A 22,748-nucleotide genomic window follows, 5' to 3' on the forward strand; every position below is an offset into this window, starting at 1 on the left:
AGATGAGATTTCCCATTACGCAAGTAAGTAAGATCCCTCAAAGACGATGAGGTAGATAGGTTCGAGGTGGAAGTGTGGCGACACATGGAGCTGACGAATACTAATCGATCGAGGACTTAACCAAATTCTTAAGAATCTTCAATTCACGTTTATCCAGTTTTGAAAGAACAACTTTCTTTCAATAGAGGATTTCAAGACACGAGCAATACAAGGAAATGAACGAATGAACACCGGAGTGTACTTATGTACATGAGGATGTGAATGAGTGAAATTGACGCACTAGTGCGATGTGTATTGGAAGCCGTAAGTCTAGTAATGATGGCAAAGAGGTCACACCCGTTCCCATGCCGAACACGGAAGTTAAGCTCTTTAGCGCCGATGGTAGTTGGGGGCTTCCCCCTGTGAGAGTAGGAAGTTGCTAGGCTTAAATATGGAGGATTAGCTCAGCTGGGAGAGCATCTGCCTTACAAGCAGAGGGTCGGCGGTTCGATCCCGTCATCCTCCACCATTTTTTAAATGAGTCATTAGCTCAGTTGGTAGAGCATCTGACTTTTAATCAGAGGGTCGTAGGTTCGAATCCTACATGACTCATCATTTAAATTACGCGGGTGTGGCGGAATTGGCAGACGCACTAGACTTAGGATCTAGCGCCGCAAGGCGTGGGGGTTCGACTCCCTTCACCCGCATTAGTTTTTTGCGCGGAAGTAGTTCAGTGGTAGAACATCACCTTGCCAAGGTGGGGGTCGCGGGTTCGAACCCCGTCTTCCGCTCCACTTATAAAATTATTGAAACTTTTTTATTATAGATTTGCGCCCATAGCTCAACTGGATAGAGCGTCTGACTACGGATCAGAAGGTTGTGGATTCGACTTCTGCTGGGCGCACCATTTCCGGGAAGTAGCTCAGCTTGGTAGAGCACTTGGTTTGGGACCAAGGGGTCGCAGGTTCGAATCCTGTCTTCCCGACCATTTATGCTATATATATATTGGGGCCTTAGCTCAGCTGGGAGAGCGCCTGCCTTGCACGCAGGAGGTCAGCGGTTCGATCCCGCTAGGCTCCACCAATTTTCAATATAATATCGGAGGAATACCCAAGTCTGGCTGAAGGGATCGGTCTTGAAAACCGACAGGCGGGTCAAACCGCGCGGGGGTTCGAATCCCTCTTCCTCCTCCATTTTTAATTTTCACTGATACATAGAAAATAAAAAATTATATGGTCCGGTAGTTCAGCTGGTTAGAATGCCTGCCTGTCACGCAGGAGGTCGCGGGTTCGAGTCCCGTCCGGACCGCCACTTTTTAAATGAATAATTATTTGTTATGGGTCGGTAGCTCAGTTGGTAGAGCATTAGATTGAAGCTCTAAGTGTCGGCAGTTCGATTCTGTCCCGACCCACCATAACAATACGCCGGTGTAGCTCAGTTGGTAGAGCAACTGACTTGTAATCAGTAGGTCGAGGGTTCGACTCCTTTCGCCGGCATTTTTTGGAGGGGTAGCGAAGAGGCTAAACGCGGCGGACTGTAAATCCGCTCCTTCGGGTTCGGCAGTTCGAATCTGCCCCCCTCCACCATATATGGGCCTATAGCTCAGCTGGTTAGAGCGCACGCCTGATAAGCGTGAGGTCGATGGTTCGAGTCCATTTAGGCCCACCATTACATTATATGATTCCGAAGTAGCTCAGTTGGTAGCAGCATCTGACTGTTAATCAGAGGGTCGCAGGTTCGAGTCCTGCCTTCGGAGCCATAGAAGGCCCCTTGGTCAAGCGGTTAAGACACCGCCCTTTCACGGCGGTAACACGGGTTCGAATCCCGTAGGGGTCATAATAAAAAAACTCTTGGAAAATTTCCAAGAGTTTTTATTTTGCGCTTTTTAAGCATAAGGTATTCGTTAATCCTAGGCGGACTTTATAAACGTGTTATCATGTCTCTATAGTGGAGCGCTCATTTACTTGTTTAATGCTTCCAATTCTATTAAAACTTTTTTAAATTGGAGCTCTGCATCTAGAATGATATGTTGCAAATCTTTTGTGATATTGTTTACCTGTGTTGTTTCAATTCTAATATGATCCACATTCATATTAACTTGATTTATAAATTCTGCTACATTATTCGCTAGCTTACGTACCTCTTCTGCAACAATACTAAAACCCTTTCCTTGGTCTCCTGCACGTGCAGCTTCAATGGCCGCATTTAATGCCAATATGTTTGTTTTGGTGGCTATGCTTCTCATTAATTGAGATACTTCACTTATTAATTGGGTCTGTTTAGTTAGTGATTGCAAAGCATCCATCTTGGATTCAGTGTTTTCCGTAACAGCTTTTACTAAGTTAGTTGGAATCTCTTTTAATTGGCGGGTGGTAGAGATAGTTTTATTTTCCCGTTCTGTAATATCAGTTGCAATCTTTAAGATACCTTCTATTTCACCTGCCTTGTTTAAGACAGGAATATAGGTAGCTTCAAGCCATACAGTTTTTCCATATTTATTAATACGTTCAATTTTTTCTTGGAATCGAACACCTTGCTTTAAACTTTCCCATAATGCAATGTATTCTTTGCTGCTTGAAAATTCATGTGTACAAAATTGTTCGTGTTTCATGTTTAACATTTCATTAGCTGTATAATTCAGTGTGTTTGCAAAGTTTTCATTTGCCCAGATGACTTCCCGATTCAGGTTAAATTCCACCATTGCTAAATTTTTTTCAAGCGCTAACAATACAAATTGCTCATTTAATATTTGAGAGCTGCCTGTTATAAGGTTAGTTTTAATGTTCTTTTTCCTCTCATTATATGTATTTCCTTTTTCCTATTTTAAAAAGAATTAAGTGTAATTATACCATTAGACTAATTCCTTTGATATATATTTCTTTGTAGAAAAAGGTAATAATAATTAAAGAACCAATAAAAAAGCATCCCTTATAAAAGGGATGCTGGAAATTCAATAGGTAAGCCACTTTTGCCGTAATTTTAAATATCGAAAGTTTTAAACCACCACTCCTCAAAGTGGGTGTTCGCAGAGCATTTCATGTTCGTCCGCATCAAGGTGGATGCGGTATACCAGTCCGTACTCAATTAAAACTCCCTATTACAGCTTAAAGGTTAAAACTTCATATTATTACGTACAATGTAGCTTGTATTGATATATTACTACTAATTAAATTTGAATTCAAGAAAGAAAGCTTGAGTAATTAATAAGCCGCCTTTGCCGTAATTTTAAATATCGAAAGTTTTAAACCACCACTCCTCAAAGTGGGTGTTCGCAGAGCATTTCATGTTCGTCCGCATCAAGGTGGATGCGGCATACCAGTCCGTACTCAATTAAAACTCCCTATTACAGCTTAAAGGTTAAAACTTCATATTATTACGTACAACGCAGCTTGTATTCATATAATACTCCCCTTGAAGGGAATCTGCAAGAGAGAACAACTATGAAATTTTTGGGAAAATAAATCTTATTTTTTCTCCATTGTATACAAGAAAATAAAAAAGCATATGCCTATGATTCAGGCCTAAGCTTCAGAAAGAACGTGTTGGGTAAGCGTAGTAATATCGATCGGCGTCTTCTCAGAAACTACGTCTGCCAAAATGACATTTTTAAAGTATTTTACACATGTAGGAAGAGGGATTTTCAGTAACTTTGTTAATGCTTCCTCATACATGCTGACAAATTCCTTATCGGTATTTCCTCTTTTTAACTCAGAGAATGCTTCATAGAAGAGATCAAGCTTATCCGCAAATTCTAGCAATAGTCCTTCAAGCGTCGAATCTTTTCCTTCTTTCATGCGATCGAAGAATATTTCTTGGAATTCCTCAGGGATTTCGTGAATGATGAATTTTTCCATCATTTTTTCTTCTACATGTGAAATCATCTGTTTTAATTCTGGTGATGCGTGTTTGACAGGGGTCTTAATATCACCAATGAAGACTTCCGCAAAGTCATGGTTAATCGTTTTTTCATAAAGAGACTTCCAATCAACTGTAGCCCCCTCCATTTCCTCTAGGGTACCGAAAAACATGGCGTATTGGGATACTTTCCAGGAATGTGCTGCCACGTTATGCTCTTCAAACTTAAAACGTCCTGGACACCGAATAATTCTTTCTAAATCCGTTAAACTTGTAAAAAATCTATGAATGCCTATATTAATCACTTCCTTGAAAATAGTATATGCCTTGCTGAAAAAATGTGAACATAAAAATGGTATTAGGGTTTACTACAATCAGTGCAATAAAGCACATCAGAGAAAAAACTTTGTTTGACCTTATTATAGACGGAAAAATAAAAGTTATCCGGGTATTTACGGAAACGTAAACAGATCTTTATTTTGTATTTACATATTCGCTGTTATTCATATATTTCATTATGAATGAACTCATATTTATTCATTTGAAAACTATTACAATAAAGAAGTTTCACCTTTTTGTTGATTGCATGTCTAGTCAATTTCTATTAAGGTAAAAGTAATAAATAGATTGAAAAGGAAGCAGAAGATATGCTGTATTCAACTGGCGTTTTTATCCACGTATTAAGTGCAATATTATCAATTGGCCCATTCTTTGTCCTTTTACCTATGCTTAAGAAAATGAAGATTGCTCTAGTACATGAAGAAATGGCTGCCTATGTAGCAACGTTCCAGATAGCCATTCGTGTCGTTAAGCATGCGGGCCATGTTTTAATCATATCAGGGATATACTTGCTCTGGCGTAGCGGTTATTCGATTGCAACGCCATTTATAGCCACTACAATTGGACTTTTGGTTGTATCGCTCTTTTTTCTAGCGAAAGCGTTCAAGCCGACAATGCGCACGTTTAATACACCAGAATATGACCAACAACAATTTGTTGGTAAGCTAAAAAGAGCTACATGGATTTACGTAATTCTATTAACCTTAATGCTATGGCTCATGGTGACAAAACCTGCTTTATGGTGATTCATCGATTGCTAGATGAATCAATAGAAGAATTACTAACAATCCTACTTCTATAATGTGAGATTAATGAAAATAGGTGAAACATATGAGATTAATGAGAATCGCTCTGATCCTTCTTGCTGTTATTCTGATCTTCTTCGGATGGACAGCATATAAAGAAAAAGGACAGAAGGAGCGCATCAATGAAATTATTAATAAACAGCAATATGTTAATGAAATAGAAGTAAAAGATCTTAACAAAGGTAAAATCATTTGGACCACAAAGTCTGAAGCAAACCAATTCAAAGAGCAATACCCTTTAAGCCATATTGAAAACCTCAAAAAAGAAGAACGAAATCGATTTGCTGAAAAACCGGATTATACTATTATTTATAAAGCAAAAGGCAAAGAACTATACAAGGTGGAAATCCTTCATCTTTTAGATAATAATAAAGTTAGCAAAGAAATGAATTCTTTTATATTCCATGCGAATGATGAAGAATATATTATTTATTGGGAAGAACAACAAAAAGTATTCGAGCAATCGTCTAATACACAAAAATTGCTTGAACGTATTCAGAAAAAGTAAATGCTTAGTAGATGCATTGTAAGGTAAATAATTGCCCAAGAAATAATCCATATGAGTAAATGTTATAATAGAAGGAGTTTAAGACAAGGAGTGTTACTGTGACAAAGTGGTATAGTGTTTTCCCTAAAAATCCAATTCTTAGCGGATTGGCGTGGCTCTGCCTTTGTTTTATACCATTCTATATGATTTTTGATACATCACAAAAGCTAGAAAGCTCTATTGCAATTGCTATTCTACTTTTATATCTTATCTGTTTTCGGTTTGCCTATACTGCGACGAATGGGCTTCTTTATTTGTGGATAGCTTTTGGCATGGCCATTAATGCGGTGATGACCGTTTTATTTGGATATATCTATTTTGCATTCTTCACGGCTTTTTCAATCGGCAAAATTCATCATACCGTTGGATTTTATATCATGTATGGTTTGCATATTGCATTGACGGTAGGCTCTGTTATTGGCGGCTTCTTTATAGAAACAGATGTATTCATTCAAGAACTTCCTCTTATTGTCGTTATCTTGTTTAGTGCAATAATGGGTCCCTTCTATCTATATAGCGAAAGTAAAAGCAAGAGGCTCCAAGGTGCGTTGCAGACGGCTAATGCTAGGATTTCTGAGTTGAGTATATATGAAGAGAGGCAACGGATTGCAAGAGACCTGCATGATACACTAGGACAAAAACTATCTATGATTGGTTTGAAAAGCGATTTGGCTGTACGTTTAGTGCAAAAGGATCCCAATGCGGCGATTCAAGAATTGAATGATATACGTCAAACATCCTCTATTGCATTAAAAGAGGTTCGTGAAATGGTCTCCAACATGAAAAATGTAAAATTGCAGGAGGAAATGCAACACGTCCAGCAAATCTTAAAAGCTGCGGATATTAGACTAAAAGTTGAAGGTAATCCTCAGTTTGATACTATACCAACGATGTTAAGCAATTCGTTGAGCATGTGTCTAAAGGAAGCAGTAAATAATATTGTGCGACATAGTCAAGCAACAGCATGCTCAGTCGCAATTAGTCAAACTTCAGATATGATTGAGCTGGTTGTAAAAGATAATGGAATTGGCATTAAGAAAGGTGTAAAGAGAAATACAAGTAATGGGTTAAACGGTTTAAAAGAACGTGTGGAGTTTGTAAATGGTGAGTTAGAGGTCAAAGATAATGATGGTACATTTATAAAAATCACTGTGCCTATTGTTAGGCCGCCAACAGAATAGCTCAAGTATCACATGAGATACTTGAGCTTTTTAACATACATATGACTGAAATGTGAGTGTTATTTATTCAACTAGTCAAAAACATTAAAAATTTTCTTTTTAAAGATAAAATTCATGAAAAAGAAAAGGATATATTGTTTTAATGTCGAATTGTAAATAGTAAGAAAATTAAAAAATATAAAGGGGTTGGGTGGAAATGAATCAAGAAAATCAAAGAGCGATACAAGATGATTACCCAGATGACTTTGCTTGGTGCTATGGATGCGGACGTAATAATAATGAAGGAATTCATGTAAAGACATATTGGGAGGGTGACCAAACGGTTTCTTCGGTTCTTCCAGATAAAAAGTATACAGCTTTACCAGGCTTCGTGTACGGTGGTTTTTTAGCTTCATTTGTGGACTGCCATGGCACTGGTTCGGCATCATTAGCGTTGCATCGAAAAAAAGGCCATCAACCGGGTGACGGTGTCGAAGCGCCTCGTTTTGTCACAGCTTCTTTGCATGTTGATTATTTAAAACCCACACCACAAGGTATTAGCCTAAAGGCAATTTCAGAAGTGGAAGAAATCCATCCGAAAAAGTTCAAGGTGAAAACCCAAATTCACGCAGGCGACCAACATGTGGCAAACGGAGAAGTAGTAGCAGTCGTAATGCCAGATACTTTTGTAAAAGATAAAGATTAATCTAAAAAGAAAACTTCATAATAGAGGGGAAGAGAAAAATGTTTAATCCACAAGACTTCGGAGAAAAATTAAAAGAATTGCGTATTCATAATGGGTACTCCATGCTGTCGTTAGGAAAAGCAATCGGCACATCTGCAAGCCGCATTAAAAGCTGGGAGATGGGCGAAAGTGTACCTTCCGCAAGCTGGATTGTGAAGCTGAGCAATATATTGCAAGTATCAGCAGATGAATTGTTGTTAAATATGCTTGAGGAGCATGCACCTAAAGCAGATAAGCCATTTCCTAAAAAGAGGAATGTCATTTTAAATGATTTGAATATATTGCTGCATGAACTAGATAAAAAAGATCTGTGGGAACTCTATACACTAGCTGAGTTAAAGGCTATGCAAAAAGAAGTAACACTATAACTTGATTAAATAGAGTATGATGCATTAGACATTTCATCATTAATTGCTCTATAGATAGCTGAGGAGTTTTTTAAAAGAGCGGGAGTAAAGAAGGGGTGGTAGTTACCACTCCTTTTTCTTTTGTATTTTAAAAGAAAAAGGGTAGTTTATTGGATATTTATAGAAATTAATACTTCACCTTAAATATAAAAGGATGTATTCTTCAACTTTTTTTGTAATATTTCAGCGTAAAATGCTTCGTTTTTCATCAATTTTGCCTCATTTTAACCCAATTTCAAATAATATTTTATATTTTTTCTATGTTTTTATCTGTTCCTTCATTTTTATAAGTTGAATTAACAGTATTTTAACCCTCTTTTTTCCATGATCTTTCATCCTATACATGCCAACTATTCGACGTATAATTTTAAAAAAATTAAATTGTTCATGTATAAATAGTCAGATTATTGGCAAAGAATGTAACACGATTGTTACAGCGCCAACATCTTTTAGCAATAGTTATGACATATGGGCGTGGTAAAGTTATTCGTGTTAGTACAAAGGAGGTCGTTTTTGAACGATGAAAAAATATTTAATTGCACTAGCAGGTGTATTCGCATTAGGAACTGCAGCTTTAACTACTCAAGCGTCAGCTGCTAGTTACAAAGTGGAAAAAGGAGATACACTTTGGAGCATCTCACAAGATGAAGAAGTATCCGTAAAGGATCTGAAAAAGTTGAACAATCTATCTTCTGATATTATTGTTCCAAAACAAAAATTAAATACTGGTAAGAATGAAGAAAAGTCATATAAAATAAAAAAAGGCGACACATTATATAAAATCGCAACTGAAAAAGGTGTTTCTGTTGGAGATTTAAAAGCAATTAATGGACTTGCCGGAGATACTATTTATGTGGGACAAACTCTTGCATTAACTGGAGACAAAGCAAAAGTAGAAGCTGCCTCTACACAACAAGTAGAACCAAAAGCAGCTAACCCTGTTGCAGCAGCTCCAGCAAAACCTGCTGCCCAACAACAACCAGCTACACAACCATCATCAGGTAAAACAATGACTGTGACAGCAACAGCATATACACCTAATTGTGCTGGTTGTTCTGGAGTGACTGCCACAGGCGTTAATGTAAAAGCAAATCCACATATGAAACTAATTGCAGTTGACCCAAGTGTCATTCCGCTTGGTTCAAAAGTGTGGGTTGAAGGATACGGTACAGCTATTGCAGCTGATACAGGTGGCGCAATTAAGGGACACAAAATTGACCTATTAATGCCAAACAATAGCCAAGCGAATAGCTGGGGCGTACGTACAGTAACAATAAAAGTATTGAATTAGTAATTCAAATTCAACAATAGGTAATTAAAGAAAACGTTCGTAATGCAACCCGCATTATGAGCGTTTTTTTTTTAGATGGTTTACAATAGGGTTATCAAAAAACGGATGGGTGTAGATCAAAATTAATAAGACTAAACTTCTCCAATGGGTTAAAGTGGTTTTGCCAATATTATTAATGGTTTTTGCCATTCATGAGATCGCTAAAATTATAGGGAATGTAGATCGCCATGAAATAGCTGTTCAAATAGAAAATTTAGATATTCGAACAGTTGCTTTCACTGCCTTGTTATCTCTAGTGCTCGTTTTTCCTATGTTCTTTTATGATTACTTTATTGTTAAAAAGCTAAAATTGAATAGATCGTTACGAAAATTAATGAAAGAGTCACTAATTATTAATTCATTTTCGAATTTAATAGGATTTGGTGGGTTAGTCGGCGTTTTACTGCGTACGCACTATTTCAAGAAGAAAGAAGTAGACAACACCTCTTTCTTTAAAACGATTGCCTCGGTCACGCTCTTTTATTTGGCGGGCCTTTCCCTGTTTACTTGGATATTGCCTTTATTCTACTGGGATTTTCCTCTTTTCAAAGAGCATAAAATCGTCGTTTTTGCAGCAGGTTTAATTGGTTTATATTTACCTTTTCTCATTATTAAAGCTATCATACAGTTACTTTCAAAGAAGACAACCAAAAAGCACGTACTATCTGACGTATTACTGGTTTGCGTTTCAACCTTAGAGTGGCTCGGTGCTTTTACTTTTATTGTCGTGCTTATTCATCTTTTAAAAATACCAATCAGTATTGAATCTGTTATTCCTATCTTTGTTGTTGCGTCATGTGCCGGCATTGTCAGTATGATTCCTGGTGGGCTAGGTTCATTTGATTTGGTTTTTATATGGGGTGCCCAAGCTCTTCAAATACCGGAAGAATCGATTCTAATCCTATTGCTCTTTTATCGAGTAGGCTATTATGTGATTCCTTTTTTGGCAGGGCTGTTACTCTTTGTACGAGAGCTGTGGGGAAAGTTCAATGTGAGCTTTAATGCCATTCCAAGGTTTTTCCTTGAAAAAACCAGCCATATACTTGCAACAGCGTTTGTATTCCTAGCTGGCCTTATTTTGCTGGTATCTTCTGTAGCGCCGAGAGCTATAGAAAGCATTCGCTATGCAAAGGAGCTAATGTCTTTTCCAATAGTCAATATTTCTCACCAATTGGCGGTGGCGACAGGCTTTGTGCTGCTGGCATTATCAAACGGTATCTCTTATAAAGACAAAAATTCATATCGCATGACAGTGTTTGTATTGCTATTCGCTTCAGCACTTTTTATTGTGAAAGGTATCCAGTATAAGCAGGCCTTATTTATGTTGTTTGTAGCTGGGCTTTTGTTTTTATCACGGGGCCGCTTCTATCGAGAGAGCTACATTGTGACGTGGGGTAGAAGCATATTAAATACTTTCATTATTTTGGCTATTTTACTGCTTTATATTGTTATTGGATTATTCGCATATCCAACGATAAAATATTCAATGCCGCAAAAGCTACAACCCTTTTTTATCACAGATTCTAGCGATTTATGGAAAAGTGCTTTTATGGGTTTGATTGTTGTACTTATTGTAGTAGTCTGCGAAGTGTCACTGCGCAAATTAACGCAGTTTAAAAAAATATCTTCGCGCGAATATGAAGAAGAAATCTTTATCCATTTGAATAAATATGGAGGAAAAGAGTTATCGCATCTCATTTTCTTGCATGATAAGTATGTCTATTGGAATTCGAAAAAGACGGTTCTCTTTCCTTATCAGGTAGTCGCAAATAAACTAGTTGTGCTGGGCGATTTAGTTGGAGAGAAAGCAGATTTCAGAGAAGCGATTGAAGAATTTATCACGTTTGCTGACCGGTATTGTTATACGCCCATTTTCTATGAAGTAAGTGATTCATTCGTTCCTTACTTGCATGGTTTTGGCTATCTTTTCTTTAAGTTCGGGGATGAAGGATATATTGATTTAAAAACGCCATTACCCGACTCAAATGGGTTGCGGAAGATAGAAGACACCTTTAAGAAGAAGGGCTGCCATTTTGAAATATGGCCTCCACCTCATTCAGAGGACGAACTGAAGCAGCTTCGCCAGATATCAGATGAATGGTTAAATAATCGTAAAGAAAAAGGCTTTTCGCTAGGCTATTTCAATGAATCGTATCTCCAATATACGCCGATTGCTGTTGTAAAAAGAAATCAACATGAAATTGTAGCATTCGCAAATTTAATTCCGCTTTATGACCAAGAGCAGACAGTTACAATCGACTTAATACGTTTTAAAAAAGACTTTTTGCCTGAGCATATTTTAGATTACTTATTTTTAAATATCTTTCTGGCAAGTGAACAACAAGAATTTAAGCGTATAAATGTGGGGATGACACCTCTTTCGCATGTAGGAATTTCACGATTTGCTGGTATAAGTGAAAAAATCGCAACGCGCATTGTTGTTGAAGGAGAGGGCTATTATAGTTCTCCTGCCATCCAGCGCATTAAAGAGACCTATATTAACGAGTGGGAAATTAAGTATGTCGCCTATCGCAAAAAGACATCATTACCTTTTACTATTCTGCAAATCATGATGTTGATAGGTGATAATAACTTTTCAAATATGAGAATGCAAGTAACTGAAGTGAAGCAATCAAGAAAGAGAACATAGCATTTTGCGCTATGTTCTCTTTTTTATCATTTTCTTATTTTAAATACTTGATAATAAATTGTATCTATTGTAAGATATAAAAAATCAGAAAATTCAACTAAAATAAGGAGTGTACAGATGAATCCATCTAGATTTGAAACGTATTTATTAGACGAAGAAAAGGAAGAGACAATGGAAAGTACTACAAACGAAGAAATGATTCCTCTTGAAGAACTAACACAGTTTCCAGCAGGTTTTTTCAGCGAATTATAATCAACACACCATGCCTACGCAGCCAAATCTATGGCTGTTTTTTTATTTGTAATCTAATCCAAAAAGGATAATGACTTTGAAAACATTGGCTAATGCAGTATGATGAAAAAACGAGGTGATGGATAAATGGCAATTGATGAACAAATTTTAGAATGGTTTCATTACTTTCATAAACATCCAGAGGTGAGTTGGAAGGAACATGGAACTACCCAAAAAATTAGTAGTATTTTAGATGAATTACATATCCCTTACCGGGAATTTAAGGATATTCCTGGGCTTGTAGCTGAGATAGGCGAAGGAGACGAAGTAGTGGCAGTGCGTGCAGATATTGATGCACTGTGGCAAGAGGTAGATGGTGAATGGAGAGCAAACCACTCTTGCGGCCATGATGCCAATATCTCAATGGTGCTCGGTGCAATGTTGCATTTAAAAGATGCCCCGTTACAGCACAAAGTACGTTTTATCTTCCAGCCTGCTGAAGAGCAGGGGAACGGAGCGGTTGCTGCTTATGAACATGGAGCAGTTGACAATGTATCACATCTCTTCGGCGTACATTTGCGCCCAATCGAAGAATTAGCATTAGGTATGGCATCACCTGCAATTCACCATGGCTCTGCAATCTTTTTAGAAGGCGAAATAAGAGGCGTTGATGCACATGGTGCTCGCCCACATCAAGGAAATAATGCAATTGATGTAATTATGGCGATTCATCAAATGGCAAAAAATATTTATATATCGCCATTTGAACCTCATTCTGTAAAGCTGACGAAAATGATAGCAGATGGCGGAAGTATAAATATCATTCCTGGTTCAGCAAGTTTTTCAATGGATATTCGAGCACAAAAGAATACGGTGCTGGAAGAAATCCAAGAAAAAGTAGAGCATGGATTGGCTAGCTTAGCTAAGCAATTCAACATTTCATTGAATTGGAAATGGATTGACTTCACACCAGGCGCAGAAGTGTCTAACGAAGCTGCAGATATGGCGGAAGCAGCAATTGTCGAAGCGTTGGGCACAGAACATTTGGCACCACATGTCATTACACCTGGCAGTGATGATTTCCACTTTTATACGATTAAAAAACCCGAATTAAAGGCAACCATGATTGGTATTGGTGCTGACCTTGCACCAGGTTTACACCATCCGCACATGTCGTTTAATCATAAAGCTCTATTCGACGGGGCGAAGGTACTCGCAACTGTTTTAGGGAAAAAACCTCATAGCATTAACTTATAAAAAAGACCGGTTTGACATTGCGCCAAACCGGTCTTATCTTATTAGGAATACGTAGAAAAATTAAGTTCATAAACAGCACGCGGTCTCCCTTGCTGATATAGCATTTCTTCACCCACTATGACAGCATAGCCATGGTCCACTAGCTTTTTTAAAATCCTTTCTGTTGTTCTTCGAGTGACCTGCAGGTAATCCGTTAAATCCTGTGCTGTAAATTGAAGGGATTTCCTAGATGTACTGAAGGCCATGATTTTTGAAATGTTTTGCGGACTTAGCTTTGTTTCTTTCGCCATTTGGAGCACATAAGGATCCTTTGTCTTGAGTGATAGCTTTATCATTTCAGGATGAGGATATTGAATAAGTTCCTTCTCCTCATTCATGATTAGTATGGTATTATAATCTGCAAACTGTAGTGCTTGCCTAGCATTTTGCTTTGCTTCTCGTATAGATGTCCCATAGCCAAAGGTAAGCTTTGCTGTAGTTGGGCTTGAATGGAGTGCCTGTTCAAGTAAGCTGTACTGAAGAGCATTGTAAAGATGGCCATACGTTGTAAATACTTCGAAATGATAGTCATCAATCTTTTGGTATGTAGCATGAATAGTAGATGTGATTTGCTGTAAGAGCAATTGATTTTCCTTTTCTTGCTCTTTGAATGCTATAATGCCCACTACAGCTTTTGCTGATTCAGATTTCAGCATTTTGGAAAGTGACTTGGTTTTTTTCAAGTGTTGGATGATTGTACTGTTTGGATCCTGCATACGGATGGCTGGTATACCTGCTGAAACTAGATCATCATATATTTGATGTATACTTGTAATAATGAATTTTGCTTTTCCTTTATGCCATAATTGTTGATGTGCTTCTTTGATTTGTTCAAATGATGATTCCAGCTTAATTTCCTGTATAAAAGGCGGTTCGCCAGAATATTGAATATCATTTAACACATGGCGGACATCTTTTGCATTCATGACATCAATAGAAATATCAGAAATGGGTACCCTATAGTTAGACAGAACAGAGAGAAGAGATGTTGAAATAGCTGCTTCATCCTGTTTTAAATACGTCCAGGGAATAGGCCAGTCATGCAGCAATGGTTTAGCATATAAGTAAGGCAGAGTGCCTGATAACAATAAGGCATCACAAGGTTTAACTTGTTTCATTAGATTGGGTGTTTCATTTGGCGCCTGATAGATGTAAAATTCTAATTGGATATTAGATACTTCTTGAGCTATCGATTCTAACCTTTCACGAAAGGCAGAGGAACAAATCACAGCAATTTTAATGGGCATTGTACAGGTTCCTTTCTTTTTGCCTATTTAGCGACAGTTTAACGACAATATATCAAGGAGTCAAATAAATGTAAAGGGAAAGGGAGAAAAAAATGAAAATCACGAAGATAGATATTTATGCTATACATTTACCGTTAATCGAGCCGTTTGTTATCAGCTATGATACATACGATACAATGCCATCCATTATCACTAAAATCACAACTGATGAAGGGATTGTCGGTTACGGAGAAGCAGTGCCAGATGACCATGTAACAGGTGAAACATGGGAAGGTGCCTATATGATGTTGAAACATCAATTAGCACCGGCTGTCATTGGCCAAGATCCACTTTGCTTTGAAAAGATCCATGACATTATGGACAAGACGGTATATCTTGCACCTGCTGCTAAAGCAGCCATTGATATTGCATGCTTTGATATTGCAGGAAAAAAACTGCAAGTGCCTGTTTATCAACTTATTGGTGGGCGCTATCATGAGAAGTTTCCTATCACTCACGTTTTGAGTATCGGCTCGCCTGAGAAAATGGCACAAGAAGCAGCAGAACGCGTAGAAATGGGATATCGTTCCTTCAAAATGAAGGTCGGTACGGAAGTGATGAAGGATGTAGAGCGCATTAAAGCGGTTCGCGAGCGAGTAGGCGATGCTATTGATATCCGTGTCGATGTCAACCAAGGCTGGCATAATGCGGCCACAACACTTAAAGGATTACGAGCACTTCGCAAGATGAATTTAGATTGGCTTGAACAACCCGTCGATGCAGATGATATAGATGCCATGGTCGAGGTAAAAGCAAAAAGCGATGTTGCCTTGATGATTGATGAAGGTTTGCATGGAATGAAAGAAATGCGTGAAATTATAGCTAAACGTGCAGCAGACAAAGTGAATATCAAGTTGATGAAATGTGGAGGCATCTATCCAGCTATGAAGCTTGCCCATATGGCAGAAATGGCGGGGATTGAGTGCCAAATTGGCTCCATGGTTGAATCTTCGGTCGGTTCTGCGGCAGGCTTCCATGTCGCTTTTTCGAAGAAAGTCTTTAAAAGCGTGGAATTGACAGGACCGCTTAAGTTTTCAAAGGATATCGGTAACCTGCACTATGACGTGCCATTCATTTCCCTAAATGAAAAAAGCGGTTTAGGTGTAGATGTAGATGAAAGCATCATCAAAGAGCTCTGCCAATTTTCATGTAGTGTTGATGGAAAGGAAGAGGGCAATGAATAATATTGCAAAAGGAACGATTGGCGGGAATGTGTATCATGCAAGCATTTTAACTGCAGACCATTTGCCAGCAATCATGGTACTGCAAGAAGAAGTAATTGGAGCGTTAACAGATCGTGATTCTCTGCAACCACTAAGTGAAGAAGAGATTATCCACATTTTTAACGGAAATGGCCTCATAATCGGTATTTTTATTACTGATGAATTAATCGCTTTTCGTGCTTTGCTTTTGCCGGAGGTTGATGAGGAACATTTAGGACTAGACTGTGGTATTCCACAAGAACAGCTTTCACGTGTGCTTTATCAAGAAATTTCTAATGTCTCACCTCGCTATCGTGGATTAGGTCTACAAAAGAAAATGGCGTCTATTATTATGGGTCAAGTTGATTTAGGCCTTTACGATTATGTATGTGCAACAGTCAAACCTCTCAATATCCCTAGCTTAAAAGATAAATTCTCGCAGGGATTCCATGTGGCTGGATTGAAGGAAAAGTACGGTGGCAAACTGCGCTACATTTTTTTAAAAAACCTAAAAGAAAATGTTCCGAGCTTTACTCAGGAACAGGAAACGGCGATGACAGATACTTTAGGACAACAGCGGTTAATTAACGCAGGATTTATTGGAACACATATGCTTCAAAGAGACGGTCAGTGGATTGTTGTTTATAGAAAGTAAAAAAAGCAAGCGGAGAACTACTCTCTGCTTGCTCTTCTATTCTCAGGATGTCCAGGATCCATTATATTTGTCATCAAGCTCTTCTTCTTTTAACTCAAGTGCTTGTGATTCTGCTGGAATAGGATCAACTGTCTGCATATCTTCATGCAAATCATAGATACTAATGTTCTCGGAATCCAGCATGTCTGGTCGATCTTTATAGGGAAGATCAACAAATATTTTTTTGTTTTCAGGTAACGAATCCTTTTTCATTGCTCACACCTACCTTTTGTAGGTTAGTGTGTGTGCGTTGCATATTATTATGCACCCATGAATGTTTCATAGAGTAGATAAAGATTTAATAATACGACAATGGCTGCAACGATCCAACCGATAAAAGTAGTGATTTTATGATTTACAAGGCCACCCATTATTTTTTTATCACTAGTGAACTTAATGAGTGGTATTAGTGCGAATGCAATACCAAAGGACAAGATAACCTGGCTCCATACTAAAGCCTTGGTGGCGTTTGCGCCGAACCCAATAATTAATAATGGCGGCAACATCGTAATAAAGCGTCTTAGATAAATTGGTATATGCTTCTTAATAAAGCCTTGCATTACCACGTCTCCAGAGAGTGTACCGACGGAGGAGCTAGCGAGCCCTGCGATTAATAAACCTAAGCCGAATGAAATGGCAGCTGTTGGCCCAAGCATGTCATGGAGCGAGTTGAAGGCTACATCCAAGTCTTCAACATTCATTCCTTTAGTATGGAATACGGCTGCTGCAATGATAAGCATACTCATATTAATTGCCCCGGCAATAATCATAGCGATCACAATATCAATGAATTCAAATTTAAAGATCTTTCGTTTTTGTTCCTCATCTTTTCCAACCACGCGATGCTGTGTTAGAGACGAATGTAAATAAATAGCATGTGGCATAACAGTAGCGCCTAGTATGCCGGTAGCCAGAAGAATCGAATTAACTCCGTCAAACTTAGGAATGAATCCTGCTGCTAACGCTCCTCCACTTGGATGGGCAAGGAATGTTTGAAAGGCAAATGCCAATACAACCATCATGACCATCGCTGAAACACCTGCTTCAAAAGCTCTTACGCCGCGTCGTTGTAATTCAAGGATGGCGAATGAACCTACAGCTGTAATAAGTGCAGCTGGCAACATAGGTATATCAAATAATAAATATAAGCCAAGCGCAGCCCCGATAAATTCTGCTAAGTCAGTAGCCATAATAACAAGCTCAGCTTGAATCCATAACAGTATAGAAGTAGATTTTTTAAATTTTTCCCGTGCGATTTCCGGCAAGTTTTTCCCTGTAGCAATTCCTAATTTAGCTGAGAGAGATTGAATTAAGACAGCCATTAGATTTGAAAAAGCAATGACCCATAAAAGAAGATAGCCATATTCAGATCCTGCGGTAATATTCGTAGCGAAGTTGCCTGGGTCAATATAGGCGACAGCCGCTATAAAAGCAGGCCCTAGAAAAGGTAAAATATTTTTGATGCCATGGGATTTGCCATTTAATACATCATCGGCGGTCGGGAAAGCCATTTTTGTTTTTCTATTTCTCATATTTTTCCCCTTCACTTAAAATTGTTATTGCAGAAATAAAGTTTCCCTAAGGCAAGTTTTATAGTGTAAAGTGTACCCTACATTTAATGAAAAGTAAAGCCTGGATTCTTCTCTATTTTAGAAAGATTCCATTTAATGTGTGTAGGCATTTACCTGGATTCATAGAATTTTTTTGAATGGTCACTGAACAATATTCAATTGCCACTTGTTGATTATTATAAACATTGTCATGTTTACCAATAAAAAAGCCCAAAGGAATCATGTTTCCTTTGGGCTTGAGTCTATTACGCTCTTAATTTTGGTTTTTGCTCATGTTTAGCATTTGCGGCCTGTACTAGAATATTCTCTTTTTTCTTTAATAGCATCGTATAGTAACTATGCAGTGACATACCAATGATAATGGCGATTATCCCAAACAGCGCAAGCGGGGTGGGGAGCGGAATACCTAAGAGAAAAATTTCTCCAATGATGACGAATATAATCTCTGTTGATTGAGTAGCTTCGACAGCCGCTAGCTTGCCTTGGTCATGATGAACGCGGTCAGTCGCAATAAAAAATAGCACAGTTGCAATGACCCCTGAGCTGATGCCGACAATCAATGACTGAATCAACTGGCTCATAGATGGAAGGCCAACTGTAAATAACGCATAGACGGCCATCCCAATCCAAGCGGGCATAGAAGCGATCGTCATTCCCAGCACACGTTGGAATGTATCTAATCTTCCCTGGCAAAGATCCATCATCTTACGGTTGCCGAGTGGATAGGCAAATGCCGCAACGATAACCGGGAGTATGCTCAACAATAACTGTGATGTAGAGACATTTTGACTACTAGGTATTTGAATTAAAATAATGCCTATCACGATAATGCTTGAGATAAGAAGTGAAGTGACGGGGACCTTTTGACGTATGGGACGCCCGTCAATATAGTTCACAAAGAATGGCGCAAGCAGCACCCCTGCTATGATTGTAAACTGCCATGTACCGGACACAAGCCACCCTGGCCCATATGCCGCAGCGAATGTAAGCGGAGCATAAAAAAGAACAAAGCCGACAAAGCTCCAACATAACCATGGTAAGGGCTTTGCTTTCATTTCTTTCGTAAGAACGGGCATTCCTTTACGTGCAGACACGATGATCAAGAGAAAAGGGAGCATGAAGAAATAGCGCAAAGACGAACTCCACAGAAAACTCCCGCCTTCTAATTCCATCGAATGATTTAATATAAAGGTCACGGCAAAAAATAAAGAAGCCAAAATACCAAGTGCTATTTCTTTCATCTCTCCACCTCTTTTCAATTATGCTTTTTGTTCAAATAATTGGACAATCTCGATAATGACATTTGTTGCTTTGACCATAGTTTCTGCAGATACATATTCAAATTTACCGTGCATATTTTCTCCACCTGCAAAGATATTAGGTGTTGGAAGTCCCATGTATGATAACTGAGAACCATCAGTACCACCACGGACAGGGGAGATTAATGGCTTGATGTCCAAGTTTTTCATTGCTTTCTCTGCGATATCTACAATCTCTTTTACAGGCAAGATTTTTTCTGCCATATTGTAGTATTGATCATTCATTTCTACGGTAATAGCTTCTTCGCCGTATTCTGCTTGGATTTTCTTCTCCGCGTCTTTCATAGAATCTTTCTTCGTTTCAAATGCTTCGCGGTCATGATCTCGAATAATATATGAAAGAGTAGTATTTTCTACATCTCCATCAAATCGCATTAAATGAATAAAGCCTTCACGATCCTCTGTTTTTTCAGGAACAGCCTCTTTTGGCATCAATTCTTGGAATTTAATCGCCATAGTAATCGCGTTGACCATTTTATCTTTAGCTGAACCTGGGTGTACACTTGTACCGCGTGTTTTAACTTTGACGCCTGCTGCATTGAAGCTTTCATATTGAAGCTCGCCTAATGGGCCGCCATCCATTGTATAAGCGTAAGTTGCATTGAAGCGTTCTACGTCAAACTTATGCGGGCCACGGCCAATTTCCTCGTCAGGTGTAAAGCCGACACGGATCTTGCCATGTTTGATTTCGGGATGTTGAATGAGGTATTCCATAGCTGTCATGATTTCGACAATACCAGCTTTGTCATCAGCACCAAGTAATGTAGTGCCGTCTGTTGTAATTAATGTTTGGCCAACATAGTTTGATAGCTCAGGTGAATTTTTTGGTGAAAGGACAACCTTTTCATTTAATTGAATATCACCGCCATCATAGTTGTCATGACGTTGCGGATTCACATTCGTACCTGTATAATCTGTCGCTGTGTCCACATGTGCTAAAAATCCAATTGTGGGAATGTCTTTTTCTGTGTTGGCAGGCAATGTAGCAAACAAGTAGCCAAACTCATCCACTGATACTTCTTCCATACCGATTTCCTTTAATTCGCTTTCTAATACACGAAGTAAATCCCACTGTTTTTCAGTAGATGGTGTAGTTGTGCTTTCTTCGTTTGATTGTGTATCAATTTTGGCATAGCGAATCAATCGCTCAATAACTGTTTCTTTCATTGTGTGAATCCTCCTTAAATTTTAAGCATTGCTATAATTCTAACACTTTCTTTAGTTGTGCGAAATATTTTCAGAAAAGAGGAGAGAGAAAATAGTTGAAATAGTTAGCTATACTAACTTTATATAAGCTTAATAGAAGGTTACAATAATTAACAAATAGATTCATGAACATAAGGAGGTGTAAAGTGAAAGATAAGATTATTGCATTATATGGTATACCAGTTGGATTTTTATTATTAGGTTTTTTATTTCTCATAATAGGGGCTAATGGAGAAGGGTTGGCGAGTTTTTTTTCTAGGCCACCTGGTGCGATGGAATGGTCAATTTCTAATAATGCTATCAAAGCTTTTAAATTTGTTCCCACAGTTTTAGGGATTACTTTTTTGACTTTGTTTGTTAGCACCTTTTCAATTTCATTTTATACATGGCAAAAGAATGTGTTGAGGGATATCGATAATGAAACAGAAAAAGGATAGCAAACAGCTATCCCTTGCATTTTTAATTATCAAATTTCGTATGGAGTTAAAACACGTAGTTTTGTGATTTTTTCTTTTAGTAACCTGAATCCTTCGAGGTGAAGTTATCAAAAAATGTATGGTCATCGCGTGACAATGGTTTTTCAGCTGGCCCTTCAATTACTTCGCCGGTATAAGTGAATCTGGAACCATGGCAAGGGCAATCCCATGATCGTTGGCCGTTGTTCCATTCAACCTCGCATCCTAAGTGAGTACAGGTTGTATCTACAATATGCAATTTTCCTTCTGTATCTCTATAAGCGCCTTTTCGTTTGCCGTTGATCGTGATAACGCCGCCTTCATCTTTCTTTATGTCTTCTATCGATTTAGTAGTTATGCCAAATTTCCCTTTCATAAACTGCCCAGCAACATTCACATTTTGAGCTAAGAGGTTTTTTAAGCTTGGATTTGCATAAAACCGTGATGGCGAATATAAGTCCTGATACTTACTTCCTTTATTTACAATGACATCACGGAATAGAAGGGCAGCAGCTGTTCCGTTCGTCATTCCCCACTTTCTAAAACCTGTGGCAATTAATATATTAGGATCATTGCTTGTGAGGTTACCGATATAAGGCAACTTATCTAGTGTTATTAAGTCCTGAGCAGTCCAACGGTAGGCGATACTTTCAAGCCCGAGAGCATGTTCCGTAAAGTCTTCTAATGCTTTGTAGCGCTTTAGTGTGTCTCCGCCTTGACCCGTTTTATGGTCCTCACCAAGAACAAGCACGTATTCCTCGCCGTTAATGGTTGCTGAGCGAAGAGAACGTGATGGCATCTCAGCACTAATATACATACCGCCCGGATACTTGTTCTTTACTTTTGTAGCAAGTACATATGAGCTACTTGCATGCATTCTTGCTGAGTAAAGTCCCATGCCCTCATAAAAAGGGAAGTGGGTGCAAATAAGCACATGTTTAGCTGTAATGCTATGATTCTCGCGGGTTAAAACCTTTGGCTGTTCCTTTGTCTCTATGTTGACAGCTGTTGTATTTTCAAAGATTTTGCCGCCTTTTTCTGTAATGTGTTGTAGAAGATGTGCCAAGTACTTTAATGGATGAAATTGTGCCTGGTCTTTCATTACAATCCCGTTCTGTATATCGATATTAAACGGAATGCTATTCACCAATTCGCCTTTGATGCCAAGCTTTTCATAAGCCTCAGCTTCTTTTTTTACTTTCATTGCATATTCTTCAGTGACCGCATAAACGTAGGCATCCTGTTTAGAGAAATCACAATCAATGTTATGCTCACTTATTGTATTTTCAATGAAATGCAGTGCTTCTGCATTTGCTTCATAATAAAGCTTTGCCTTGTTCTCACCGATATTCCTGATAAATTCATCATAGATTAAACCATGCTGAGCTGAGATTTTTGCAGTTGTATTCCCTGTAGTCCCATTGAGCACATGGTCTGCCTCGATTATAGCAACCTTTAAACCTTCGTTAACTAATAGAAAAGCAGAAGTAAGCCCGGCTATACCACCACCTACAATAACGACATCAACATTAATGTCTTCTTCTAAACGTGGAAATGTGGGCAACTTTACAGAGTCTATCCAATAAGATTGAGGGCTTTCTGGAAGCTTTCCATATTTTTCTGGCATTATTTATCCTCCAATTACTTTTTTTTAAAGAATTCCCGAATTG

The 22,748-nt window shown here is 38.4% G+C and carries 20 protein-coding genes, 15 tRNA genes, 2 rRNA genes and 2 other RNA genes; 29 read left to right on the forward strand and 10 right to left on the reverse strand.

Translation table 11 applies throughout. The features are described 5' to 3' along the window. The 17 genes from F0527_RS00005 to F0527_RS00085 all read left to right on the forward strand — a co-directional run. Window positions 1-124, forward strand: a 23S ribosomal RNA gene (locus F0527_RS00005); the annotation flags it as partial. A 184-nt stretch (window positions 125-308) separates the two neighbouring features. Continuing rightward, window positions 309-424 (forward strand): 5S ribosomal RNA (rrf, locus tag F0527_RS00010). Window positions 425-432: 8 nt separating this feature from the next. Beyond that, window positions 433-508 (forward strand) — tRNA-Val (locus F0527_RS00015). A gap of 10 nt (window positions 509-518) precedes the next feature. Beyond that, a tRNA-Lys gene (locus F0527_RS00020) sits at window positions 519-591 on the forward strand. A 13-nt stretch (window positions 592-604) separates the two neighbouring features. Continuing rightward, window positions 605-686 (forward strand) — tRNA-Leu (locus F0527_RS00025). A gap of 12 nt (window positions 687-698) precedes the next feature. Next, a tRNA-Gly gene (locus F0527_RS00030) sits at window positions 699-773 on the forward strand. Window positions 774-809: 36 nt separating this feature from the next. Then, window positions 810-886 (forward strand) — tRNA-Arg (locus tag F0527_RS00035). Window positions 887-890: 4 nt separating this feature from the next. After that, window positions 891-967: transfer RNA gene (locus F0527_RS00040), tRNA-Pro, on the forward strand. 19 nt (window positions 968-986) lie between these two features. Beyond that, window positions 987-1,062: transfer RNA gene (locus F0527_RS00045), tRNA-Ala, on the forward strand. Window positions 1,063-1,079: 17 nt separating this feature from the next. Further along, a tRNA-Ser gene (locus F0527_RS00050) sits at window positions 1,080-1,172 on the forward strand. 41 nt (window positions 1,173-1,213) lie between these two features. Then, window positions 1,214-1,290 (forward strand) — tRNA-Asp (locus F0527_RS00055). Window positions 1,291-1,317: 27 nt separating this feature from the next. Continuing rightward, window positions 1,318-1,393, forward strand: a tRNA-Phe gene (locus F0527_RS00060). A gap of 9 nt (window positions 1,394-1,402) precedes the next feature. Next, window positions 1,403-1,475: transfer RNA gene (locus F0527_RS00065), tRNA-Thr, on the forward strand. 6 nt (window positions 1,476-1,481) lie between these two features. Beyond that, a tRNA-Tyr gene (locus F0527_RS00070) sits at window positions 1,482-1,565 on the forward strand. 5 nt (window positions 1,566-1,570) lie between these two features. Next, a tRNA-Ile gene (locus F0527_RS00075) sits at window positions 1,571-1,647 on the forward strand. Between the two features lie 14 nt (window positions 1,648-1,661). After that, window positions 1,662-1,738: transfer RNA gene (locus tag F0527_RS00080), tRNA-Asn, on the forward strand. Between the two features lie 5 nt (window positions 1,739-1,743). Further along, a tRNA-Glu gene (locus F0527_RS00085) sits at window positions 1,744-1,815 on the forward strand. Between the two features lie 124 nt (window positions 1,816-1,939). Here F0527_RS00085 and F0527_RS17355 read toward each other — a convergent pair. The 4 genes from F0527_RS17355 to F0527_RS00105 all read right to left on the reverse strand — a co-directional run bounded on the left by F0527_RS17355 (window position 1,940) and on the right by F0527_RS00105 (window position 4,139). Beyond that, window positions 1,940-2,707, reverse strand: coding sequence for a methyl-accepting chemotaxis protein (locus F0527_RS17355; RefSeq protein ID WP_223823491.1), 768 nt, complete (start codon window positions 2,705-2,707; stop codon window positions 1,940-1,942). A gap of 234 nt (window positions 2,708-2,941) precedes the next feature. Next, window positions 2,942-3,121, reverse strand: a non-coding RNA gene (gene ssrS, locus F0527_RS00095) — 6S RNA. A 59-nt stretch (window positions 3,122-3,180) separates the two neighbouring features. Beyond that, window positions 3,181-3,373, reverse strand: a non-coding RNA gene (ssrS, locus tag F0527_RS00100) — 6S RNA. 127 nt (window positions 3,374-3,500) lie between these two features. Continuing rightward, window positions 3,501-4,139 (reverse strand): YfbR-like 5'-deoxynucleotidase, encoded by a 639-nt coding sequence (locus F0527_RS00105; RefSeq protein ID WP_190323343.1) that lies wholly within the window; start codon window positions 4,137-4,139, stop codon window positions 3,501-3,503. Between the two features lie 342 nt (window positions 4,140-4,481). On the opposite strand from F0527_RS00105, the gene F0527_RS00110 reads away from it, so the two are divergent. The 9 genes from F0527_RS00110 to F0527_RS00145 all read left to right on the forward strand — a co-directional run bounded on the left by F0527_RS00110 (window position 4,482) and on the right by F0527_RS00145 (window position 13,306). Beyond that, a complete protein-coding gene (locus F0527_RS00110; RefSeq protein ID WP_150283344.1) occupies window positions 4,482-4,919 on the forward strand; it encodes a hypothetical protein in 438 nt (145 codons plus the stop codon). Window positions 4,920-5,004: 85 nt separating this feature from the next. Next, on the forward strand, window positions 5,005-5,487 hold the full coding sequence (locus F0527_RS00115; RefSeq protein WP_150283345.1) for a hypothetical protein: 483 nt from the start codon (window positions 5,005-5,007) through the stop codon (window positions 5,485-5,487). A 98-nt stretch (window positions 5,488-5,585) separates the two neighbouring features. Beyond that, window positions 5,586-6,707: a sensor histidine kinase gene (locus F0527_RS00120; RefSeq protein WP_223823492.1), complete on the forward strand. Its 1,122-nt coding sequence runs from the start codon at window positions 5,586-5,588 to the stop codon at window positions 6,705-6,707. 196 nt (window positions 6,708-6,903) lie between these two features. Beyond that, complete coding sequence (locus F0527_RS00125; protein ID WP_150283346.1) at window positions 6,904-7,392, forward strand: PaaI family thioesterase; 489 nt, start codon at window positions 6,904-6,906, stop codon at window positions 7,390-7,392. A gap of 38 nt (window positions 7,393-7,430) precedes the next feature. Next, window positions 7,431-7,799 carry a helix-turn-helix domain-containing protein gene (locus F0527_RS00130; protein WP_066791447.1) on the forward strand — a complete coding sequence of 123 codons (369 nt, stop codon included), beginning with the start codon at window positions 7,431-7,433 and terminating at the stop codon, window positions 7,797-7,799. A 559-nt stretch (window positions 7,800-8,358) separates the two neighbouring features. Continuing rightward, entirely contained in the window at window positions 8,359-9,129 is a 771-nt protein-coding gene (locus F0527_RS00135) for a 3D domain-containing protein (RefSeq protein ID WP_150283347.1), read from the forward strand. 154 nt (window positions 9,130-9,283) lie between these two features. Continuing rightward, window positions 9,284-11,818 (forward strand): bifunctional lysylphosphatidylglycerol flippase/synthetase MprF, encoded by a 2,535-nt coding sequence (gene mprF, locus F0527_RS00140; RefSeq protein WP_223823493.1) that lies wholly within the window; start codon window positions 9,284-9,286, stop codon window positions 11,816-11,818. Window positions 11,819-11,935: 117 nt separating this feature from the next. Then, the gene (locus tag F0527_RS17310; protein ID WP_255475973.1) at window positions 11,936-12,070 is read left to right on the forward strand and encodes a hypothetical protein; all 135 of its coding nucleotides are present in this window, start codon (window positions 11,936-11,938) and stop codon (window positions 12,068-12,070) included. A gap of 126 nt (window positions 12,071-12,196) precedes the next feature. After that, window positions 12,197-13,306, forward strand: a complete 1,110-nt coding sequence (locus F0527_RS00145) for an amidohydrolase (RefSeq protein ID WP_150283349.1) — start codon at window positions 12,197-12,199, stop codon at window positions 13,304-13,306. A gap of 41 nt (window positions 13,307-13,347) precedes the next feature. Here F0527_RS00145 and F0527_RS00150 read toward each other — a convergent pair whose 3' ends face one another. Then, a complete protein-coding gene (locus F0527_RS00150; protein WP_150283350.1) occupies window positions 13,348-14,592 on the reverse strand; it encodes a hypothetical protein in 1,245 nt (414 codons plus the stop codon). Between the two features lie 92 nt (window positions 14,593-14,684). Between F0527_RS00150 and F0527_RS00155 the strand changes: the two genes are divergently transcribed. Both F0527_RS00155 and F0527_RS00160 read left to right on the forward strand, forming a co-directional pair. Then, window positions 14,685-15,815: a mandelate racemase/muconate lactonizing enzyme family protein gene (locus tag F0527_RS00155; RefSeq protein WP_150283351.1), complete on the forward strand. Its 1,131-nt coding sequence runs from the start codon at window positions 14,685-14,687 to the stop codon at window positions 15,813-15,815. After that, the gene (locus F0527_RS00160) at window positions 15,808-16,488 is read left to right on the forward strand and encodes a GNAT family N-acetyltransferase (protein ID WP_190323344.1); all 681 of its coding nucleotides are present in this window, start codon (window positions 15,808-15,810) and stop codon (window positions 16,486-16,488) included. The genes F0527_RS00155 and F0527_RS00160 overlap by 8 nt, the downstream gene beginning before the upstream one ends. A 42-nt stretch (window positions 16,489-16,530) precedes the next feature. On the opposite strand, the gene F0527_RS00165 is transcribed toward F0527_RS00160, so the two are convergent. From F0527_RS00165 to pepT, 4 genes are all read right to left on the reverse strand, one after another. Continuing rightward, window positions 16,531-16,740 (reverse strand): hypothetical protein, encoded by a 210-nt coding sequence (locus tag F0527_RS00165; RefSeq protein WP_066791465.1) that lies wholly within the window; start codon window positions 16,738-16,740, stop codon window positions 16,531-16,533. Between the two features lie 47 nt (window positions 16,741-16,787). After that, window positions 16,788-18,038, reverse strand: a complete 1,251-nt coding sequence (locus F0527_RS00170; protein WP_223823565.1) for an Nramp family divalent metal transporter — start codon at window positions 18,036-18,038, stop codon at window positions 16,788-16,790. Between the two features lie 305 nt (window positions 18,039-18,343). After that, a complete protein-coding gene (locus F0527_RS00175) occupies window positions 18,344-19,339 on the reverse strand; it encodes a DMT family transporter (RefSeq protein WP_150283353.1) in 996 nt (331 codons plus the stop codon). A gap of 18 nt (window positions 19,340-19,357) precedes the next feature. Further along, complete coding sequence (pepT, locus tag F0527_RS00180) at window positions 19,358-20,584, reverse strand: peptidase T (protein WP_150283354.1); 1,227 nt, start codon at window positions 20,582-20,584, stop codon at window positions 19,358-19,360. 185 nt (window positions 20,585-20,769) lie between these two features. Between pepT and F0527_RS00185 the strand changes: the two genes are divergently transcribed. Next, window positions 20,770-21,060, forward strand: coding sequence for a hypothetical protein (locus tag F0527_RS00185; protein WP_150283355.1), 291 nt, complete (start codon window positions 20,770-20,772; stop codon window positions 21,058-21,060). Window positions 21,061-21,136: 76 nt separating this feature from the next. Here the strand turns inward: F0527_RS00185 and F0527_RS00190 are convergent, their stop codons facing one another. Continuing rightward, window positions 21,137-22,705, reverse strand: coding sequence for an FAD-dependent oxidoreductase (locus F0527_RS00190; protein WP_150283356.1), 1,569 nt, complete (start codon window positions 22,703-22,705; stop codon window positions 21,137-21,139). Between the last annotated feature and the right edge of the window lie 43 nt (window positions 22,706-22,748).

Origin of the sequence: Rummeliibacillus sp. TYF-LIM-RU47 (assembly GCF_008638315.1) — a bacterium.
Taxonomy (GTDB): domain Bacteria; phylum Bacillota; class Bacilli; order Bacillales_A; family Planococcaceae; genus Rummeliibacillus; species Rummeliibacillus stabekisii.

Bases quoted from the DNA above. Each gene is read 5' to 3' on its own strand.
- F0527_RS00110 (WP_150283344.1), top strand. From the start codon at position 4,482: ATGCTGTATTCAACTGGCGTTTTTATCCACGTATTAAGTGCAATATTA.
- F0527_RS00115 (WP_150283345.1), top strand. From the start codon at position 5,005: ATGAGATTAATGAGAATCGCTCTGATCCTTCTTGCTGTTATTCTGATC.
- F0527_RS00125 (WP_150283346.1), top strand. From the start codon at position 6,904: ATGAATCAAGAAAATCAAAGAGCGATACAAGATGATTACCCAGATGAC.
- F0527_RS00130 (WP_066791447.1), top strand. From the start codon at position 7,431: ATGTTTAATCCACAAGACTTCGGAGAAAAATTAAAAGAATTGCGTATT.
- F0527_RS00135 (WP_150283347.1), top strand. From the start codon at position 8,359: ATGAAAAAATATTTAATTGCACTAGCAGGTGTATTCGCATTAGGAACT.
- F0527_RS17310 (WP_255475973.1), top strand. From the start codon at position 11,936: ATGAATCCATCTAGATTTGAAACGTATTTATTAGACGAAGAAAAGGAA.
- F0527_RS00145 (WP_150283349.1), top strand. From the start codon at position 12,197: ATGGCAATTGATGAACAAATTTTAGAATGGTTTCATTACTTTCATAAA.
- F0527_RS00150 (WP_150283350.1), bottom strand. From the start codon at position 14,592: ATGCCCATTAAAATTGCTGTGATTTGTTCCTCTGCCTTTCGTGAAAGG.
- F0527_RS00155 (WP_150283351.1), top strand. From the start codon at position 14,685: ATGAAAATCACGAAGATAGATATTTATGCTATACATTTACCGTTAATC.
- F0527_RS00160 (WP_190323344.1), top strand. From the start codon at position 15,808: ATGAATAATATTGCAAAAGGAACGATTGGCGGGAATGTGTATCATGCA.
- F0527_RS00165 (WP_066791465.1), bottom strand. From the start codon at position 16,740: ATGAAAAAGGATTCGTTACCTGAAAACAAAAAAATATTTGTTGATCTT.
- F0527_RS00170 (WP_223823565.1), bottom strand. From the start codon at position 18,038: ATGGCTTTCCCGACCGCCGATGATGTATTAAATGGCAAATCCCATGGC.
- F0527_RS00175 (WP_150283353.1), bottom strand. From the start codon at position 19,339: ATGAAAGAAATAGCACTTGGTATTTTGGCTTCTTTATTTTTTGCCGTG.
- pepT (WP_150283354.1), bottom strand. From the start codon at position 20,584: ATGAAAGAAACAGTTATTGAGCGATTGATTCGCTATGCCAAAATTGAT.
- F0527_RS00190 (WP_150283356.1), bottom strand. From the start codon at position 22,705: ATGCCAGAAAAATATGGAAAGCTTCCAGAAAGCCCTCAATCTTATTGG.